The following is an 18,489-nucleotide window of genomic DNA, read 5'->3' as shown; positions in this document are numbered from 1 at the left end:
ATTCCTCTGTGCCAGAAAAACAGTCCAACACATTATTCTGGTGTCGCGGACTTATTCCCCGACACGCTCATTCAAAGCCTGCGGATTGTACGTGATAAACATCGCGTCACCGTAACTAAAAAAGCGATATTTTTGTTCTACCGCAGTCTTGTAGGCATTCATGGTGTTTTGATAACCCGCAAAGGCCGATACCAGCATGATCAGGGTTGACTCCGGCAGGTGGAAGTTAGTCACCAGCGCGTCGATCACTTTGTACTGATAGCCCGGGTAGATAAAGATCTGCGTGTCGCCGAAGAATGGCTCGATCAGATCGTTTTTGGCGGCCTGGGCGGCGCTTTCCAGCGAGCGAACCGACGTTGTGCCCACGGCAATCACGCGGTTACCGCGCGCTTTCGCGGCCATCACCGCGTCCACAACCTCCTGCGGTACTTCCGCATATTCGGAGTGCATGATGTGGTCTTCAATGCTGTCGACGCGCACCGGCTGGAAGGTTCCCGCGCCGACGTGCAGCGTCACAAAGGCCATCTCAATGCCCTTTGCGCGCAGTTTTTCCAGCAAAGGTTCATCAAAGTGCAGCCCCGCCGTCGGCGCCGCTACGGCACCCGGCTTCTGGCTATAGACGGTCTGATACAGCTCGCGGTCAGCCTCTTCATCCGGACGCTCAATATAGGGCGGCAGCGGCATATGGCCGATGGCATTGAGGATATCCAGCACCGTACGCTCGTCATCAAACTCGACTTCAAACAGCGCATCGTGACGCGCCACCATGGTCGCTTTAATGCTCTCATCATCGCCCAGCAGCAGCTCCGCGCCCGGCTTAGGGGCTTTGGAAGCGCGAATATGTGCCAGAATACGTTTATCATCGAGCATTCTTTCGACCAGCACTTCAATCTTGCCACCGCTGGCCTTGCGGCCAAACAGACGGGCCGGGATAACGCGGGTATTGTTGAACACCAGCAGGTCGCCCGGGTTGAGCTTGTCGAGCAGATCGGTGAAAGTACCGTGCGTCAGCGCCCCCGTCGGCCCATCCAGCGACAATAAGCGGCAGCTACTGCGCTCAGGCATAGGATAGTGGGCAATCAGGGACTCGGGTAAATCAAAGGAGAAATCGGCGACGCGCATGGCATATACTCGTGACTTAAAAACAGGCGGCTTAGTCTAGTGCTCACACCTCTTTGCTGCAACAACTAGCCTCGCTTCGGATAACGAATCGCATGAATTTTCTCGCTCACCTGCACCTCGCCCATCTCGCTGACAGCTCCCTTTCCGGCAATCTGCTGGCCGACTTCGTGCGCGGCAACCCTGCCGAGGCGTATCCCACCGACGTCGTGGAGGGCATTTTTATGCACCGCCGGATCGATGTTCTCACCGACAATCTGCCCGAAGTAAAAGAGGCCAAAGAGTGGTTCCGCCCGGAAACCCGCCGGGTGGCCCCCATTACGCTGGATGTGATGTGGGATCACTTTGTCTCCCGCCACTGGGCACAGCTTTCCCCCCAGATGCCTCTGCCGGAGTTCGTCCGCTATGCCCATGCCCAGGTGGCGATCATCCTGCCCGACTCTCCGCCACGCTTTGTAAATCTCAATAACTACCTGTGGTCGGAGCGCTGGCTGGAGCGCTATAGCGAGATGGATTTCATTCAGCGGGTGCTCAACGGCATGGCCAGCCGCCGCCCGCGCCTCGACGCCCTGCGCGACTCCTGGCAGGATCTGGACGCCCATTACGACGCGCTGGAGCAGCGCTTCTGGCAGTTCTATCCCCGCATGATGGAGCAGGCAAAGCATAAGCAGCTTTAATGTAAATGTGATTGATAGGTAAAAGCTGGGTTAACGATTGTCAGCGCCTCTTTGTCTTCAGGACAAACTCTCTCTATACTGGCCCGCGTTGCGTTCCAAATAACCTTAGTAATCACAGGAGAATCATATGGTTCTGGTAACTCGTCCGGCTCCGGATTTTACAGCAGCAGCCGTTCTGGGCAGCGGTGAAATCGTTGAAAACTTCAACTTCAAGCAGCACACCAGCGGTAAAGCGACCGTTCTGTTCTTCTGGCCAATGGACTTCACCTTCGTTTGCCCGTCTGAACTGATCGCGTTCGACAAGCGTTACGAAGAATTCCAGAAGCGCGGCGTGGAAGTGGTTGGCGTCTCCTTCGACTCTGAGTTTGTACACAACGCATGGCGTAACACCCCTGTCGACAACGGCGGCATCGGTCCAGTGAAATACGCAATGGTTGCGGACATCAAACGTGAAATCCAGCAGGCTTACGGTATCGAACATCCGGACGCTGGCGTTGCACTGCGTGGCTCCTTCCTGATCGATGCGAACGGCATCGTTCGTCACCAGGTTGTGAACGATCTGCCACTGGGTCGTAACATCGACGAAATGCTGCGTATGGTTGACGCGCTGCAGTTCCACGAAGAGCACGGTGAAGTGTGCCCGGCTCAGTGGGAAAAAGGTAAAGAAGGTATGGCAGCCTCTCCGGCAGGCGTTGCTAAATACCTGACCGAGAACGTATCCAGCCTGTAATCGGTACGGTTTACGAAAAAGGCCCGCAGATGCGGGCCTTTTTTATGGCGTTACGCCGCACCGTCTTTTTTCACTTCCCGCCAGATCCGCCAGGCCATCAGCGCCAGCGCCGCCACCCCAAGCAGCAGCGCGCCCCAGACCAGCAGCGTTTTCCAGCGTGCCTCTTGCTCGGCAGCCGAGGTTGCCGTCAGTCGTTCTTCACCGCCCAGGGTGACGTCCTGTTGCGCCAACGCCCACGGCAGGGAGTCTATCGGGTGGGTGTTACGCAGCGACGCCGGAATCAACATATCCAGCCCAATGTCCGCCTTCTGTGCCGCCCGGTTTCCCCATGCCAGCATATAGGGGCCTTTCCCCTGGGCATTGAACACCAGTTGATAGCTGTCACGCGCGCCGCTCATTTCAGGCAGCGTCTCCGGCAGGCGGGTATTGATGGTGACCATCCGCACCGCTTCAACCGGCTGACCAGAAAGCAGGATATCGTCTGAACGTTTTCCATCCAGCTGGTAGAGCACGGTTTTGCTCAGCGGTTGCCAGGGCTCTTTTTCGCCGCTGCGCCAGCTCAGTTCCACTGGCAACACGCCTTCATTCGACAAGGCGATCCTGAGCGAAGTCAGCGGCTGGGGCTTTGTCCAGCGCCAGACGATCTGGTCCTCACCCGCTTTTTCCGCCCGCGCGCCAATCACAACGCGTTCGGGTTCCGGCTCGCGGCTATCGGCAATGGCGCTGACGCCGTTCAATGCCAGCGCCGGGCTTTGCGAATCCAGGATCACCAGCAAATATCGCGTTCCTTCCTCAGAGAGCGTCAGACTGGCGCTGAGGGTATCCATCTTCAGGCGATCGTTGTCACGGCTCAGATCCATCAGAGGCGCATCTTTCTGCACTTGCTGCCAGTAGCGTAGATCCTGGCTGGAATAGACCGACGCTTTTCCCTGCCAGTTGCCCGAAGGCGTGTTCCAGTTCAGGCGCAGTTGCGCCAGATAAAGGGGATCTTGTCTCTTCTCGGGCAGCGTCAGTAAATAACTCTGGCCGAACGTTTTAACCTCATCGCTTTCCAGATGAATTTCAATCCCGCTCCTGGAGCGTAAAACCACCGATGCTGCCCCCTCTTTCTCCCGTTCAGCCGACGAGACCGGGGCCATATCAAGGGGGAAAATCCGCAGATCCACCGTTTCTGGCGCCACAGGCTGCTGTTTTTGCACATCGAGGGCAAAGGGCACCGCGTCACCCCGATGGTTGAAGACCCGTACATCGCGAAGATCCCGCCAGGCCGTGGTCTGATATACCGCCTGGGGGAGCGCAACGCGATACCAGGGCGAGGCATCGAACGTCTCTAGCGTCATCCCGGTGGCATAATCCCGCGGCGTTTCCCCTGGCTTGTCATTGCCCGATGCCGACCCGGCCGCACTCAACAGCACGCCCCATAGCACCGCTCTCATCCATTTCATTTTGCTTCTCCTGCTTTTGGCGGTAACGGGGAGAAATACCCGACGATTAACACCAGAATAGCCACGCCGATAAACGCGATTGCCCGCGCCAGCCCGCCGCCGCCCGCGCTGTCCACCAGCATCAGTTTCACAATCACAATCCCCAGCAGCACCGCACCGCACAGCCACTGGCGGCGGGAGTGGCGACGGGTGGCATGCAACATGACCACCAGCGCCGCCAGCATCCACACCAGCGCAAAGCTGGTCTGAACCAGCCGGGAATGCCACAGCGCGCCCGCGTCCCAGGCAATGTCGCCGTACCAGGCCAACGCCCGCAGCAGCATGCCGTTCAGCCACCAGCAGGTCAGGGCTATCAATGCGCTGGCAGGCCAGGGGCGGGAGAGCGAGGCATACACCGGGAAAAAGCGCGTCCCGGCGCGATACAGCATCACCAGCCCCAGCAACGCCAGGGCCGCCCCCTCTTCCAGCGGATTGATCAACGGCAGCCAGGTCTGACGATAAACCACGCCGTCCTGGACGTTGGTCAGCACGAGCAGGATTGTTAATGCCGCCGCTACCGGCAGCATCGCCTGTACCCCGTACAGGGCAGGCCAGACGCGGAATGGCCAGATCTTCCGCCGCACCGCCTCGTTAACCAGGAAGATCGTCAGGCCCCCTGCCGCCATCATCAGACCGCTTCCCCAGGCCGCCATCCCCCAGGGCAGATCGCGTGCAAACCAGAAAAGCTCCATCGCCAGCGCCAGCAGAACCATCCAGAAAAGCGACAGATGTGCCATTCTGGACAGGCGCGGTGGCAATGCCCCGCCGTCGCGCCAGAGCAGCGCCACTGCCGCAGGTAAGGCAAAACACCACGCCAGATTCGACCAGCCCGCGGCGAAGATCTGCAGCCGGGCAATCTGGTCCAACAGCATCAGCAGCATCATTGGCCACAGCAGCCATTTACTGTTATCCAGCGCCTGCCATGCCAGTCGTCCGGCGACATACCGCCATCCCCAGACCGATATCGCCAGTAACGCCAGCACGCCCGCCAGCACCCGTGTATCGTTATTCAGCACCCACTCTGCGGCGCCCGCCAGGGCGACAATCCAGAAAAGTATGCCGCCTGCGAGGAGCCCCATGCTGGCCTGAAGCTGCACGCTGCGCCACAGCCATGCGCCTGCCAGCCAGCTCAGGCTGAGTACGGCGAAGATCAGCATCAGAGACAGCGGCACCGTGCCATTAACCTGCGCCCATAGCGCGCTGCATAGCGCCAGAACAAGCAGCGCCGTGCCGCTGTAAGCCATGCGCCGCTGGTTTTGTTGCATGCCCAGCCAGAGGATCCCCAGCCCTTCCAGCGCCCAGGCCATTGAGGTCCAGCGTGCCGATAGCGCCAGCGGGATAGCGAGGGTAATAAAGGCTCCGCCAAGGGCCAGGGCCGCCAGAACCAATGGTTTCCCCAGCGAAGGGTAGCGGCGCAGCGCCAGCCAGGCTAACGCCACATAAAAACCACCGTACCCCAGCGCGCTGAGTGCCGGTCCATACTCCCAGTGTCGGGTAATGGCATACTGCATGCCAAAACCCACCAGCGGCGGCGCAAACAGCAGCACGCCATCAATAATTCGCTTACCCTTCTCCTGGGCACGCAGCGACAGCGCCACGCTCAGGACGCCAAACAGGATCGTATTCGCAATCAGGAACAGCTGGGAGCTGAGGTAGTACGCGGGCTGCCAGGCATTCGCGCCCCACAATCCGCCGACGCCAAAGGTGAAAAGCAGGCCGAGCAGATTCAACTCCCGCCAGTGTTGCCAGATGCTGATAGCGAGAATGCCCACGGAAAGCAGAAGATAAAACGAGAACAGCGCGATGTGGTTGCCGCTGCCGCTGGAGAGCAGGAGCGGCGCCAGATAACCGCCGAGGCTTGCCAGCATCGCCAGACTGAGCGCCTTTTGCAGAATTGCCAGCCCCACGCTCGCGGCGCAAATCACCACCAGCAACGCGAAAGCCAGCGTCATCGGCAGCATTTGCCATAAGCGGAACGCGCCAAAAACGGTGAGATAGAGCGCCCCTGTCGCGCCCCCCTGTAAAATCAGGGCGTAAACCGGCTGCTTATGACGCAATCGCCACCCTACCGCCAGCAGACCAAGGGCAAACAGCGCGGCCGCGACGAGACGTAATTCCAGAGGGAAAAGTGAATGTTCGACGGTATAGCGCAGCAGAAAAGCGAGACCGAAGAACAGAAGCAAAATACCGAGCTTCGCCAGCGGGTTACCCTGCATAAACCAGCCAACCAGCGAGGTAACCATGCCTCCCAGCGCAGAAGGTTCCCGTTCTTTGGCGACCGCGTTGACCGGGGCGGGCTCTGTGGTGACGGGTGCAGGCTTCGTGCGGGAGAGCCAGGGATCGGCGGGCTCAGGCATAACGGCGGCTACCGGCTCTGCGGCAACCACGGTCGCTTCAGGCGCTGTCTGTTGCGCAGTCGTCACCGCCGCTTCAGCCTGCGGCTTCACAGGGGTTACTGCTACGCCGCGCTGTTCGAGCTCCTCAAGACGACGGCGTAGTACTGCCAGCTCGAAGCGAAACGCCGAGGTGCGGTTAAGGGCGACAATCGCGAGAATGGGTACCACGACCGCCACGAAGAATAAAATAATGCAGCCAAAGATCAGTAGCTCATCCATGTTTCCACCTTCCACCGTATACAGGTTAAGCAGATTGACACAAAATGTTGCATTTCCGCTATCTCTGACAGTAAAACGCGTCGCTTTTCAGAAATTCTTTTTGTCGGAAAACAGGCGGCAGGCGTTCAGCGCCTGCCGTACAGCACGATTAATTGCCGAACCAGACGGAAGCCGAGATCGCCGGCAGCGACAGCACGCCGTCCTGCGCCACGCCTTTCCCCTCTTTCAGTTGCCACTGCTTCACGTTGAGCAGCGGCGAATCGTCCAGCACCACTTCACAGGCATCGCCCCGGTTAATAGCCACCAGCACCCGCTGCTGATTGTAGACGCGCATAAACACCACCACGTTGTCATGGGCGTACACCACCTGACAGCCGCCGTAGCGCAGGGCCAGGTTCTGCTTGCGCAGCCTGATTAACCGCTGGTAGAGCGCCAGCAGGGTTTTGTCCTGTTTTTCATCCTCCCACGGGAAGGTCTTCCGGCAGAACGGATCGTTATTGCCGTCGAGCCCCACCTCATCCCCGTAGTAAATGCAGGGCACACCAGGCCAGGTAAACAGCCAGGCGATCGCCAGCGGCAGACGGGCGACATCCTTGCCGAGCAGAGACTTAAAGCGGGCGGTGTCGTGACTGTCGAGCTGGTTAAACATGCGTAACTGCTGCTGATGGGAAAGGCTGGCGCGGTAGTTATCCATCCATTTCATGCAGGTTTCAGCGTCAATCTGCTGCGGATCGTAGGAGATATCGGTATTGGCGAGGAAGCCCCACAGCGGGAAGGTGAAGCCGCGATAGTTCATCGCCGAATCTTCTGCATCAGCCTGCAGCCACTGGCGGGCGTCACCAAAGTGTTCGCCAAAGACGAAAGCCTCCGGATTGGCCTCCTTCGCTGAACGGGTGATCCCGGTGACGTGCTGCAGATTATGCCGTGCCCCGCCCCCTTCGCCGAGCATATGCACCACGTCCAGCCGCCAGCCGTCCATGCTCCAGGGCGCTTTCAGCCAGTGACGAACAATACTGTCCTCACCGCCGTAGATCTCCTCTACCACGCCTGACGACTGGTAATCCAGCTTCGGCAGGCTGGCATAGCCCAGCCAGTCAAGGGCGCGGCCCTCGTCGTCAAAGCTGTACCAGTCCCGCTGGGGCGAGTCCGGGTTATGGCAGGCGCCGCCCGTCCCCCGGTTGTGGCGATCGAACCAGGCGTGGGAATCGCCACTGTGGTTGAACACGCCGTCCAGAATCAGGCGCATCCCCTCCCGGTGGGTATTCTCCCGCAGGCGTAACAGCGCCACATCGCCGCCAAACCGCTCATCCACATGGCGATAATCTTCGGTGTCGTATTTATGCACGCTGGGCGCGACAAACACCGGGTTGAGATAGAGCGCCGTGACGCCCAGTTTTTTCAGGTACGGCAGCTTCTCACTGATGCCATCAAGATCGCCACCGTAAAACGTCGAGCCCCCCGCCTGGGCGGTGACCGGCTCATCCCACTCCCGGAAGAGGGTCTCATGGCCGGCGGCATGGTGATGATAGGTTTGATCCAGTTCCGGGTTGCGCCGCTGGCTGCGGGCAAAGCGGTCCGGGAAGATCTGATAGAAGACCTGGTCAACGACCCACTGCGGCCCGGCATCCGGGTAATCGACGGCGAACTGCTCCAGCCGTGCGGGAGGAAAACGGCTGAAACCCTGCGGGGTGAACCACAGCTGGCGGTTATGCCAGAGCATCTTGAAGCTGTAGCGGCGCCGCGGCTGCCCTTTTTCCACGTCGATGGTCGCCCGCCAGGCCGTCACACCGGGTTGCGGCTGGCTGCGCTGCTTATGCATTTTCAGCGACGTCTCTTCGTTATCGATCTCAGCGCGTAGCGTCACCCGCTCAGGCAGGTTTTCCCCTGTCAGCCACAGCGTAATGACAAGTTTGTCGTTGTTTTGTTTAACAAATGGGGCAACCGGCAGGTGCCATGCATTCAACATCTCTTATCCCCTTTCCCAGAAATGAGGTCACCTTGCCACAGGGTAGTTGATGTTCACTCCTCACGCAGAGGATTATTAGGGGAGGAGAAAGGGGGAGGAGAAAAATGCCCGGCTTTTACCGGGCATTGTTGTTACCGGGCTTCTGCTAACTGACGCTCGCGGCGGCGTTTAAACATCCATCCCACCAGCAGCAGGGCAATCCAGGCAAAGCCGACATACAGGGAGATGCGGGTTTCCGGATGATAACCAATCAGGCCGATAATAAAGACCAGGAAGAGCAGGCCGGCAGCGGTAGTTGCCACGCCGCCCGGCACTTTAAACTTCAGCGCTTTTACCTCTTCCGGCGACAGACGACGGCGGAAGCCGATCTGCGACATCAAAATCATGATCCACACCCAGACGGTGGCAAAAGTCGCCAGCGAGGCGATCACCAGGAAGACGTTCTCCGGCATGATGTAGTTGAGGTAGACCGACAGCAGCAGCGCCACGGTCATCACTAATACCGTCACCCACGGCGTACCGCGGCTGGAGGTTTTGGCGAACGCCTTCGGCGCACTGCCCTGCTCAGCCATGCCGTGCAGCATACGCCCCACACCGAATACGTCGGCATTGATGGCGGAGAGCGAGGCGGTCAGCACCACGAAATTAAGAATGCTGGCGGCAAAGGTGATCCCAAGATGCTGGAACGTCAGCACGAACGGGCTGCCGTTGGTGCCCACCTGGTTCCACGGGTAGATGGACATGATCACAAACAGCGTGCCCACATAGAAGACCAGAATACGCATCGGCACCGAGTTGATGGCGCGCGGGATGGACTTCTCAGGATCTTTCGCTTCGCCCGCGGTAATACCGATGATTTCGATCCCGCCATAGGCAAACATCACCATCTGCAGCGACATCACCATGCCGATCCAGCCGTTACTGAAGAAACCGCCGTTGCTCCACAGGTTGTGGATCCCGGTCGGCTTTCCGCCGTTGCCGATACCCCAGATAATGATGCCGATACCGGCGGCAATCATGATGATAATGGTGGCGACTTTGAAGAAGGAGAACCAGAACTCCAGCTCGCCAAACACCTTCACGCTCATCAGGTTGATGGCGCAGATGATCAGCACCACGCTGAGGACCCAGATCCAGTGCGGCACCGTCGGGAACCAGACGCCCATATAAATGCCGAACGCGGTTACGTCGGCAATGGCCACAATCAGGATTTCGAAGCAGTAGGTCCAGCCGGTGATATAGCCAGCAAGCGGGCCTAAGTTTTCCTGCGCGTAGCGGGAGAAGGAGCTGGCTGACGGGTTATGTACGGACATCTCCCCCAGCGCACGCATGATGATGTAGGCGGCAACACCGCCGATAAGATACGCCAGCAGAACGCTGGGACCGGCCATTTTGATGGCATCTGCCGAGCCATAAAAAAGACCAGTACCGATTGCAGAACCCAGCGCCATAAAGCGGATGTGGCGGGCGCTTAATCCACGCTTGAGTTTGTTAGTGCTTTCCATTTGTTGTCATGCCATTTCAGACTAAAAAAAACAAAAAACCACGGGGCATTACGCCCCGTGGTTAAACATTCAGCCGTTGATTAGTGCGCGTTCGATGTAACCTGACGCCCCGCAGCACGATCCCAGATAATTGCCAGTACCAGTGCCACAACGGTAGGCATCAACCACGCCAGACCCTGTTCGGACAGCGGCAGACGCTGTGTCCAGGCAGGCAGAATGGCGCTGATAGCCGATGCTTTAATGCCGTCAAGGATACCAAAAAGCAGGCTGATAAACATAGCCGGAGCAATAATTCGCGAAGAATTATGCCACCAGCCGCGAGTGAAGCTCAGCACCACCAGCACGATACACGGCGGATAGATGGCCGTCAGCACCGGAATGGAAACCTGGATCAGATGGCTCAGACCGAGGTTGGATACCGCCATGGAGAAGATACCCAGAATGAACACCAGCGCACGGTAAGAGAGCGGCAGATACTGGGCAAAGAACTCAGCGCAGGCGCAGGTCAGGCCCACCGCCGTCACCAGACAGGCGAGGAAGATGAGGATCGCCAGCAGGAAGCTGCCCGCACCGCCAAAGGTATTCTGAACATAGGCGTGCAGGATAGCCGCGCCGTTCGCGCTCTGGTCTACCAGTGCCGCGCTGTCAGAACCCAGACGGAACAGTGCCAGGTAGAGCAGCGTCAGGCCTACGCCTGCAATCAGACCAGCCCAGATGGTGTAGCGGGTCAGCAGACGCGCTTCGGTCACGCCGCGGGAACGGGCGGCGTTAACAATGACGATACCGAACACCATCGCGCCCAGCGTATCCATGGTCAGATAGCCGTTCACAAAGCCGTTAGAGAACGCGGCATTTTTGTAGGCATCCATCGCTTCGCTGATCGGGCCGGCAGGCCAGATAACGGCAGCCACGGCCAGTACAATCAGGGCCAGGATCTTCATCGGTGCCAGGAAGTTACCCACGGTATCCAGCAGCTTGCCCGGGTAGAGGGAGACCAGAATCACCAGAGCAAAGTAGATCAGGCTGTAGATGAACAGCGGCATAGCGCCGTCACCGGTCAATGGCGCGATACCCACTTCAAAGGAGACAGTCGCGGTACGCGGCGTCGCAAACAGCGGGCCCACCGCCAGATAGCAGACGGTTGCCAGCAGAATGCCCGCCACTTTGCCGATAGGGGTGCTCAGGCTATCAACGCCGCCGCCGACTTTCGCCAGCGCAACGACGGTGAGTACCGGCAGACCTACGGCGGTAATTAAGAAGCCAATAGCCGCCGTCCAGACGTGTTCACCCGCCTGCAAGCCAACCATGGGAGGAAAGATGATGTTGCCAGCGCCAACGAACAGCGCGAATGTCATAAAGCCCAGCGCGATGATGTCACGCGATTTCAATTGATGGGTCATAAAACCTTACTGCCTGTGGATGTGGTGTTGAAAACGTTGAATTTTTCGCTATCCGTTGCGGAACAAAACAGCGGAAAAAATGTGCAACCTCAGCGGGAAATGCTTCCCAACCGGCGTGGAGAAGAATAGTTTTTCGATTTACCACGCAAATACAGTCTGTCCGACGATATCAGGGGGGCAATTTAAACGCTTATAACGTTTAAAGGCAATATGGGATCTCAAAACCAGAACAATATGCCAACCTGCGATATGAGAGTGGAACAATAAACCATTTATAAGAAAAACTCATGGCTAATCATGCGAACAAAAAAGCAACAGGCGTATAAAATTTATTCGCGCTTCGCTGGCGTGCAAAGCAAACAGGCCAGCATACGCTGGCCTGTGGCAATATCTGATTACAGTGACGCCGTCAGGCGCTGTCACTGGCAATTAAACGTTCCGGGATCACGAAGCTGAACCGCGTACGTTTACCCGGCGTACTGACGATATCGAGACGGCTGTCGTGGTGATTGATGGCATGCTTAACGATAGCCAGCCCCAGACCACTGCCGCCCGTCTGCCGGGAACGCGCTTTATCCACCCGATAAAAACGCTCGGTAAGGCGAGGAATATGCTCCGGGCCAATACCCGGGCCATCGTCCTCCACGCTGAACTCCGCCCCTGTCGGCGCATGCTGCCAGCGCACGGTAATATGGGTGCCCGGCGGGGTATGATTCACCGCGTTATAGACCAGGTTCGAGATAGCGCTGCGTAGCTCGTCGGTGCTGCCGCGCACTTTCAGGGTGTTATCCACCTCGAAGGTGAGCTGGTGCTGCTGCTGGCTTAACGTCTGGGCTTCACGCTCTAACATCCGCAGCATCATCGGCACATCGATGGTTTCATTCAGCGCCAGAGTGGGTGCCGCCTCAATGCGGGAGAGGGTCAACAGCTGCTTCACCAGGCCCTCCATCCGTTGCGTCTGCTCGCGCATGGTCTGCAGCGCTTTTTCCCGCGGCGCGCCTTCGAGGGTCTGCTCCTGCATCATCTCCAGGTAGCCCTGCAACACCGTCAGCGGGGTGCGTAGCTCGTGGCTGACATTGGCGAAGAAGTTGCGCCGCGCCCCTTCAAGCTGGTGCATCTGGGTCACATCGCGCGCCACCATCAGCCACTGTTTGTCGCTGTAGGGCATCACGCGGATCTCCAGATGGCGACCGTTGTTGAGCACCAGATTGTGCGGGCGGGTAAAATCGCGTTTTTTCAGATACTGCGTGAATTCAGGATAACGCAAGAGGTTGAGGATGTTCTGTCCGTTATCATCCGGCCAGCGCAGGCCCAGCAGCTGTTGCGCCAGCCCGTTGCACCAGAACATCGTCCCCTCTTCTGTGGTGAGTATCACCGCATCCGGCAGCGACTCCGCGCCGCTGCGAAAGCGTTTGATCAGGCTGCCCAGCTCACGACGGCGTTTTTTATTACGCATCTGCATCTGGTGCAAACCATACAGGAGAGGTTCCCAGCTTCCGCTGCCAGGCGGCGGCGTCATACTTCTGTCAACCCACAGCCACCATGACAGGCGGAGCAAATTCCAGAAATGCCAGATCAGCAGTCCCGTGACGGCTGCCAGTAAAAACCAGGGTAAATAACCGATTAAGGCCCCGAGGATCAGGGCCGGGATACAGCAAAGTATCAGTTCAAAACAGAGCCTTTTCCATGACAGCCGTTCCAGCACGCGTCACACTCCTGTCATTGTTCAGAAACGGGTTGAGAAACGATAACCCGTGCCGCGGACGGTCTGTACCATGCGATCGTGGCCGCTGGTTTCGAGGGCCTTACGCAAACGACGAATGTGAACATCCACCGTCCGGTCTTCAACATAAACGTTAGTGCCCCAGACATTGTTGAGCAACTGCTCGCGGCTGTAGACGCGCTCCGGGTGAGTCATGAAGAAGTGCAACAGTTTGAATTCCGTAGGCCCCATATCGAGGGGATTTTCACCGGTCATGACGCGGTGCGAGGTAGGATCCAGGCTCAGGCCCTGCATCTCAATCACCTCTTCCACCGCCATCGGTGAAATACGGCGCATCACGGCCTTAATACGTGCCACCAGCTCTTTTGGAGAGAAGGGTTTGGTAATGTAGTCATCCGCGCCGGTTTCAAGGCCACGAACGCGATCTTCCTCTTCGCCACGGGCGGTTAACATCATCACCGGGATATCGCGGGTTAACGCTTCACGTTTGATATGTTTGATGAATTGCAGACCAGAGCCGCCAGGCAACATCCAGTCGAGCAGGATCAGATCGGGCCAGGGTTCGTTGAGCTGATTCACCGCACTGTCGTAATCTTCGGCCTCTATCGGTTGAAAGCCATTTTGCTCGAGCACGAAACAGACCATTTCGCGAATGGGTGCTTCATCTTCTACGACCAGAATACGTCTCGCCATACTTAGCCCTGTCTTATTGAGGTTACATGTTTGTAATACGGCGTCATTATGCGTCAGATTTATGACAGATTTATGAAAAGCGCGCCCGCTCAGAACGGCAAGCCGTTGTTTTATGACAGCCCCGATTGTAGCGGTTATCTTCCTCTCCCTGAAAGTTTATAATCCCGCTAACCTTTTTTTGCCACGGATCTGTTATGCGCATACTTCACACCTCGGACTGGCATCTGGGACAAAATTTTTACAGTAAAAGCCGCGCCGCCGAACATGAAGCGTTCCTCAACTGGCTGCTTGAGATTGCGCAATCACATGAAGTCGATGCCATCCTGGTCGCCGGGGATATCTTCGATACCGGATCGCCGCCAAGCTATGCGCGAGAGCTGTACAACCGGTTCGTGGTGAACCTGCAAAAAACCGGCTGCCATCTGGTGATCGTGGCGGGCAACCATGATTCCGTCGCTACCCTGAATGAATCCCGCGAGATCCTGGCGTTTCTCAATACCACCGTGGTGGCCAGCGCCGGACACGCACCGCAAATACTGAACAGACGCGACGGCACGCCCGGCGCGGTGCTGTGCCCGATCCCGTTTTTACGTCCGCGCGACGTGGTGCAAAGCCAGGCGGGTCTCTCAGGGCTCGAGAAACAGCAGCAGCTATTAAAAGCCATCACCCACTACTATGACGATCAATATACCCAGGCCTGCCAGCTTCGCGGCGACAGCGTGCTGCCGATTATCGCTACCGGCCACCTCACCACCGTCGGGGCCAGTAAAAGTGACGCGGTACGTGACATCTATATCGGTACGCTGGATGCGTTTCCCGCGCAGCACTTCCCGGCGGCAGACTATATTGCGCTGGGCCACATCCACCGGGCGCAGATGATCGGCGGCTGCGAACATATTCGCTACTGCGGCTCCCCTATCCCCCTCAGCTTTGATGAAACCGGTAAAAGCAAATGCGTGCATCTGGTGAGTTTCGCCCAGGGCAATCTCAGCGCCGTCGAATCCATTGAGGTGCCCATAACCCAGCCGCTGGCGGTGCTGAAGGGCGATCTGGCGGCCATTACCGCCCAGCTTGAGCAGTGGCGCGGCGTGGAACAAACGCCCCCCGTCTGGCTGGATATCGAACTCACTACCGATGAGTACCTGCACGACATGCAGCGCAAGATCCAGCACCTGACGGAAGATCTGCCGGTAGAAGTGCTGCTGGTGCGCCGCAGCCGCGAGCAGCGCGAGAGGAGCCTGGCCAGCAGCCTGCGCGAAACCCTCAGCGAACTGCGGGTAGAGGAGGTTTTTGAGCGCCGCCTCGCCCAGGAAACCCTGGATGACGCCCAGCGTGCGCGGCTTAACGAGCTGTTCAGCCACACGCTCCACGCCCTCAGCAGTGAGGAGGACGACGCATGAAAATTCTCAGCCTGCGCCTGAAAAACCTCAACTCCCTGAAAGGCGAATGGAAAATCGACTTCACCGCCGAGCCTTTCCTCAGCAACGGCCTGTTTGCCATTACCGGCCCGACCGGCGCCGGTAAAACCACCCTGCTGGACGCCATCTGCCTGGCGCTCTACCACGAGACGCCGCGCCTGAATACGGTCTCGCAGTCGCAAAACGACCTGATGACCCGCGACACCGCCGAATGCCTTGCCGAGGTGGAATTTGAGGTCAAAGGGATCGCCTATCGTGCCTTCTGGAGCCAGAACCGGGCGCGCAACCAGCCGGACGGCAACCTGCAGGTGCCGCGCGTGGAGCTGGCCCAGTGCCAGGACGGCAAAATCCTCGCCGATAAAGTAAAGGACAAGCTGGAGCTGGTCGCCTCCCTGACCGGGCTCGACTACGACCGCTTTACCCGCTCGATGCTCTTATCTCAGGGGCAGTTCGCCGCCTTCCTGAACGCCAAACCGAAAGAGCGCGCCGAGCTGCTGGAAGAGCTGACCGGCACGGAAATTTACGGCCAGATTTCCGCCATGGTGTTTGAAAAACATAAAGCGGCGCGCAGCGAGCTGGAGAAGCGCCAGGCCCAGGCCGCCGGGGTGGTGTTACTCAGTGAAGAACAGCAGCAGCAGCTTCAGCAAGGTTTGCAGGTACTTACTGACGAAGAAGCGCAGCTGCTGGCTCAGCAGCAGGCGCAACAGAAAGATTATCAATGGCTTACCCGCCACGACGAGCTTGTGCGCGAGCAACAGCAGACGATGGCAGCCCAACAGCAGGCGCAGCAAGCCCTGGCAGACGCCACCCCCGAGCTGGAAAAACTGCATCTGGCTCAGCCCGCGGCCCAGCTGCGTCCGCAGTGGGAGCGTCAGCAGGAGCAGCTTGCCCTTCTGTCGCAAACCGAACAGCAGATGCGAGATGTGAATACTCGCTTACAGTCGAGCGTGGCGCTGCGCTCGCGCATTCGCAACGGGGCACTGCGCGCGCGCGATGCGTTGCAAACCGAACTGGCCGCGCTCACCCAGTGGCTCACCGAAAACGACCGCTATCGCCAGTGGAGCCAGGAGATTGCCGGCTGGCGGGCGCACTTCACCCAGCTCAACCGCGATAAAACCCAGATTGCGACCCTGACCCGGCGTATCACCGGGCTACGCCAGAAGCTGGCCGGATTACCGGAAAGCACGCTGACGCTCAGCGCGGAACAGACCGCCACTGAGATGGCGCAGCAGACGCACTCCCGTGCGGCACGCCAGCGCCTGACCACCCTGCATGCCCGCTATCAGCCCCTGCAGCAGCGGTTGCGACAGAATGGCGAAAGCGTGCAAAAGGCGCAGGGCGAGCTGGCAAAACTGAACGACACCCTGACGCTGCGCCGCCAGCAGTACAAAGAGAAAAACCAGCACTATCTCGATCTCAAAACCCTGTGTGAGCAGGAAGAGAAGATCAAAAAGCTGGAGAGCTACCGGGCCGAACTGAAGGCCGGAAAACCCTGCCCGCTCTGCGGCTCCCCCGAGCATCCGGCGATTGCCCGGTACCAGGCCTTAGTGATCACCGAAAACCAGCGCCGCCGGGATGCGATGGAGAAAGAGGTCGCCGCGCTCAAAGAGGAAGGTCTGCTGGTGCTTGGGCAGGTAAATGCGCTCAACGGTCAGCTTCAGCGAGAAACAAGCGAAGCGCAGACCCTCTCTCAGGAAGAGCAAGCGCTCACTAAAGAGTGGCTGGCGGTGTGTGAATCCCTGAACGTTAACCTGAATATTCAGGAAGATATCGCCCCCTGGCTGGCTAAACAGGAGCAGTACGAACAGCAGCTCTATCAGCTTAGCCAGCGTCTGACGCTGCAAAGCCAGCTGAGCGAAGAGGAAGCGCAGGAACAACTCTACCAGCAGCAGCTTCTGGCCACGCGATCTGCGATGGCGCAAACCCTTGATGCCCTGTCGCTGGCGGTGCCGGAGGACGGGACAGAAGCGGCCTGGCTTGCCGAACGGGAAAAAGAGTCGCTGGCCTGGCAGGAGCGGCAGTCGCAGCATAGCGCCCTGCGGGAGCGCATAACCGCCCTCGCCCCGCTGCTGGATACCCTGCCGGAGACGGATCCCGCCGAAGAAGAAAGCGCTATTCCTGATAACTGGCGCGAGATCCACACCGAGTGCATCTCCCTGCAAAGCCAGCTCGCCACGCTGCAACAGCAGCAAACGCTGGAAAGCGAGCGTCTGCAACAATCCCAGACCCAGTTTGCCGCCGCGCTGGCCGCCAGCGTCTTTAGCGATCGGGAGGCGTTTCTTGCAGCCCTGCTGGATGCCGGGACGGTTCAGCGTCTGGAGCAGTTGAAACACAGCCTGGAGACGCAGATCCAGCAGACCACGGCGCTGCACCAGCAGGCGGGTCAACGGTTGAACGAACATCTGGAACAACGCCCGGCTGGCCTGACAACGGAAGCCCCGGTTCTGCACGCGCAGCTCCAGCAGCTGGCGCTGAAGCTGCGGGAAAACACGACCCGCCAGGGGGAGATCCGCCAGCAGCTCAAGCAGGACAGCGACAATCGCCAGCACCAGCAGGCGCTGATGCAGCACATTGACGAGGCGGCCCGTCAGGCGGATGACTGGGGTTATCTGAACTCGCTGATCGGTTCCAGAGAGGGGGATCGCTTCCGTAAGTTTGCCCAGGGCTTAACGCTGGATAACCTGGTGTGGCTCGCCAACCAGCAGCTGACCCGTCTGCATGGGCGCTATCTGCTACAGCGCAAGGCCAGCGATGCGCTGGAGCTGGAAGTGATGGACACCTGGCAGGCGGATGCGGTGCGCGACACCCGCACGCTCTCCGGCGGAGAAAGTTTCCTCGTGAGCCTGGCGCTGGCGCTGGCCCTCTCCGATCTGGTGAGCCATAAAACGCAGATTGACTCGCTGTTCCTTGATGAAGGCTTTGGCACCCTGGACAGCGAAACCCTGGATACTGCCCTGGATGCGCTGGATGCGCTGAATGCCAGCGGCAAAACCATTGGCGTGATCAGCCACGTTGAGGCGATGAAAGAGCGCATTCCGGTGCAGATCAAGGTGAAGAAGATTAACGGGCTGGGTTACAGCAGGCTGGATAAGGTGTTTGCGGTGGATTAAAGGTGCGATCTGTACCCCTCTCCCCGCAGGGGAGAGGGAACAAACACTA

The 18,489-nt window shown here is 58.6% G+C and carries 12 protein-coding genes; 4 read left to right on the top strand and 8 right to left on the bottom strand.

Annotated features, from left to right (window positions below):
* Window positions 1-51: 51 nt before the first annotated feature.
* Window positions 52-1,122, bottom strand: a complete 1,071-nt coding sequence (queA, locus tag NB069_RS04545) for a tRNA preQ1(34) S-adenosylmethionine ribosyltransferase-isomerase QueA (RefSeq protein WP_250587960.1) — start codon at window positions 1,120-1,122, stop codon at window positions 52-54.
* 92 nt (window positions 1,123-1,214) lie between these two features.
* On the opposite strand from queA, the gene acpH reads away from it, so the two are divergent.
* Together acpH and NB069_RS04535 are read left to right on the top strand one after the other, a co-directional pair.
* Window positions 1,215-1,796 carry an ACP phosphodiesterase gene (acpH, locus tag NB069_RS04540; RefSeq protein ID WP_250587959.1) on the top strand — a complete coding sequence of 194 codons (582 nt, stop codon included), beginning with the start codon at window positions 1,215-1,217 and terminating at the stop codon, window positions 1,794-1,796.
* 127 nt (window positions 1,797-1,923) lie between these two features.
* Entirely contained in the window at window positions 1,924-2,526 is a 603-nt protein-coding gene (locus NB069_RS04535; RefSeq protein ID WP_250587958.1) for a peroxiredoxin C, read from the top strand.
* A gap of 50 nt (window positions 2,527-2,576) precedes the next feature.
* Here NB069_RS04535 and NB069_RS04530 read toward each other — a convergent pair whose 3' ends face one another.
* From NB069_RS04530 to phoB, 7 genes are all read right to left on the bottom strand, one after another.
* Window positions 2,577-3,971: a DUF3999 domain-containing protein gene (locus NB069_RS04530; protein ID WP_250587957.1), complete on the bottom strand. Its 1,395-nt coding sequence runs from the start codon at window positions 3,969-3,971 to the stop codon at window positions 2,577-2,579.
* Window positions 3,968-6,625 (bottom strand): DUF2339 domain-containing protein, encoded by a 2,658-nt coding sequence (locus NB069_RS04525; protein WP_250587956.1) that lies wholly within the window; start codon window positions 6,623-6,625, stop codon window positions 3,968-3,970. The genes NB069_RS04530 and NB069_RS04525 overlap by 4 nt, the downstream gene beginning before the upstream one ends.
* Before the next feature lie 148 nt (window positions 6,626-6,773).
* Window positions 6,774-8,591, bottom strand: coding sequence for a maltodextrin glucosidase (malZ, locus tag NB069_RS04520; protein WP_250587955.1), 1,818 nt, complete (start codon window positions 8,589-8,591; stop codon window positions 6,774-6,776).
* 131 nt (window positions 8,592-8,722) lie between these two features.
* Window positions 8,723-10,096 (bottom strand): proline-specific permease ProY, encoded by a 1,374-nt coding sequence (proY, locus tag NB069_RS04515; protein ID WP_250587954.1) that lies wholly within the window; start codon window positions 10,094-10,096, stop codon window positions 8,723-8,725.
* 80 nt (window positions 10,097-10,176) lie between these two features.
* Window positions 10,177-11,496 carry a branched-chain amino acid transporter carrier protein BrnQ gene (gene brnQ, locus NB069_RS04510; protein ID WP_250587953.1) on the bottom strand — a complete coding sequence of 440 codons (1,320 nt, stop codon included), beginning with the start codon at window positions 11,494-11,496 and terminating at the stop codon, window positions 10,177-10,179.
* A gap of 409 nt (window positions 11,497-11,905) precedes the next feature.
* Complete coding sequence (phoR, locus tag NB069_RS04505) at window positions 11,906-13,201, bottom strand: phosphate regulon sensor histidine kinase PhoR (protein ID WP_250587952.1); 1,296 nt, start codon at window positions 13,199-13,201, stop codon at window positions 11,906-11,908.
* Between the two features lie 21 nt (window positions 13,202-13,222).
* A complete protein-coding gene (gene phoB / locus NB069_RS04500) occupies window positions 13,223-13,912 on the bottom strand; it encodes a phosphate response regulator transcription factor PhoB (protein WP_039031479.1) in 690 nt (229 codons plus the stop codon).
* Window positions 13,913-14,106: 194 nt separating this feature from the next.
* On the opposite strand from phoB, the gene sbcD reads away from it, so the two are divergent.
* Both sbcD and sbcC read left to right on the top strand, forming a co-directional pair.
* Window positions 14,107-15,312, top strand: coding sequence for an exonuclease subunit SbcD (gene sbcD / locus NB069_RS04495; RefSeq protein WP_250587951.1), 1,206 nt, complete (start codon window positions 14,107-14,109; stop codon window positions 15,310-15,312).
* Window positions 15,309-18,440, top strand: coding sequence for an exonuclease subunit SbcC (gene sbcC / locus NB069_RS04490; protein ID WP_250587950.1), 3,132 nt, complete (start codon window positions 15,309-15,311; stop codon window positions 18,438-18,440). The genes sbcD and sbcC overlap by 4 nt, the downstream gene beginning before the upstream one ends.
* Window positions 18,441-18,489: the final 49 nt, after the last annotated feature.

It is taken from the genome of Leclercia adecarboxylata (assembly GCF_023639785.1).
Lineage (GTDB): Bacteria > Pseudomonadota > Gammaproteobacteria > Enterobacterales > Enterobacteriaceae > Enterobacter > Enterobacter adecarboxylatus_D.
This window is presented reverse-complemented; position numbering and strand designations above follow the sequence as displayed.

Coding starts and splice junctions, on each gene's coding strand:
- queA (WP_250587960.1), bottom strand. CDS start 1,122: ATGCGCGTCGCCGATTTCTCCTTTGATTTACCCGAGTCCCTGATTGCC.
- acpH (WP_250587959.1), top strand. CDS start 1,215: ATGAATTTTCTCGCTCACCTGCACCTCGCCCATCTCGCTGACAGCTCC.
- NB069_RS04535 (WP_250587958.1), top strand. CDS start 1,924: ATGGTTCTGGTAACTCGTCCGGCTCCGGATTTTACAGCAGCAGCCGTT.
- NB069_RS04530 (WP_250587957.1), bottom strand. CDS start 3,971: ATGAAATGGATGAGAGCGGTGCTATGGGGCGTGCTGTTGAGTGCGGCC.
- NB069_RS04525 (WP_250587956.1), bottom strand. CDS start 6,625: ATGGATGAGCTACTGATCTTTGGCTGCATTATTTTATTCTTCGTGGCG.
- malZ (WP_250587955.1), bottom strand. CDS start 8,591: ATGTTGAATGCATGGCACCTGCCGGTTGCCCCATTTGTTAAACAAAAC.
- proY (WP_250587954.1), bottom strand. CDS start 10,096: ATGGAAAGCACTAACAAACTCAAGCGTGGATTAAGCGCCCGCCACATC.
- brnQ (WP_250587953.1), bottom strand. CDS start 11,496: ATGACCCATCAATTGAAATCGCGTGACATCATCGCGCTGGGCTTTATG.
- phoB (WP_039031479.1), bottom strand. CDS start 13,912: ATGGCGAGACGTATTCTGGTCGTAGAAGATGAAGCACCCATTCGCGAA.
- sbcD (WP_250587951.1), top strand. CDS start 14,107: ATGCGCATACTTCACACCTCGGACTGGCATCTGGGACAAAATTTTTAC.
- sbcC (WP_250587950.1), top strand. CDS start 15,309: ATGAAAATTCTCAGCCTGCGCCTGAAAAACCTCAACTCCCTGAAAGGC.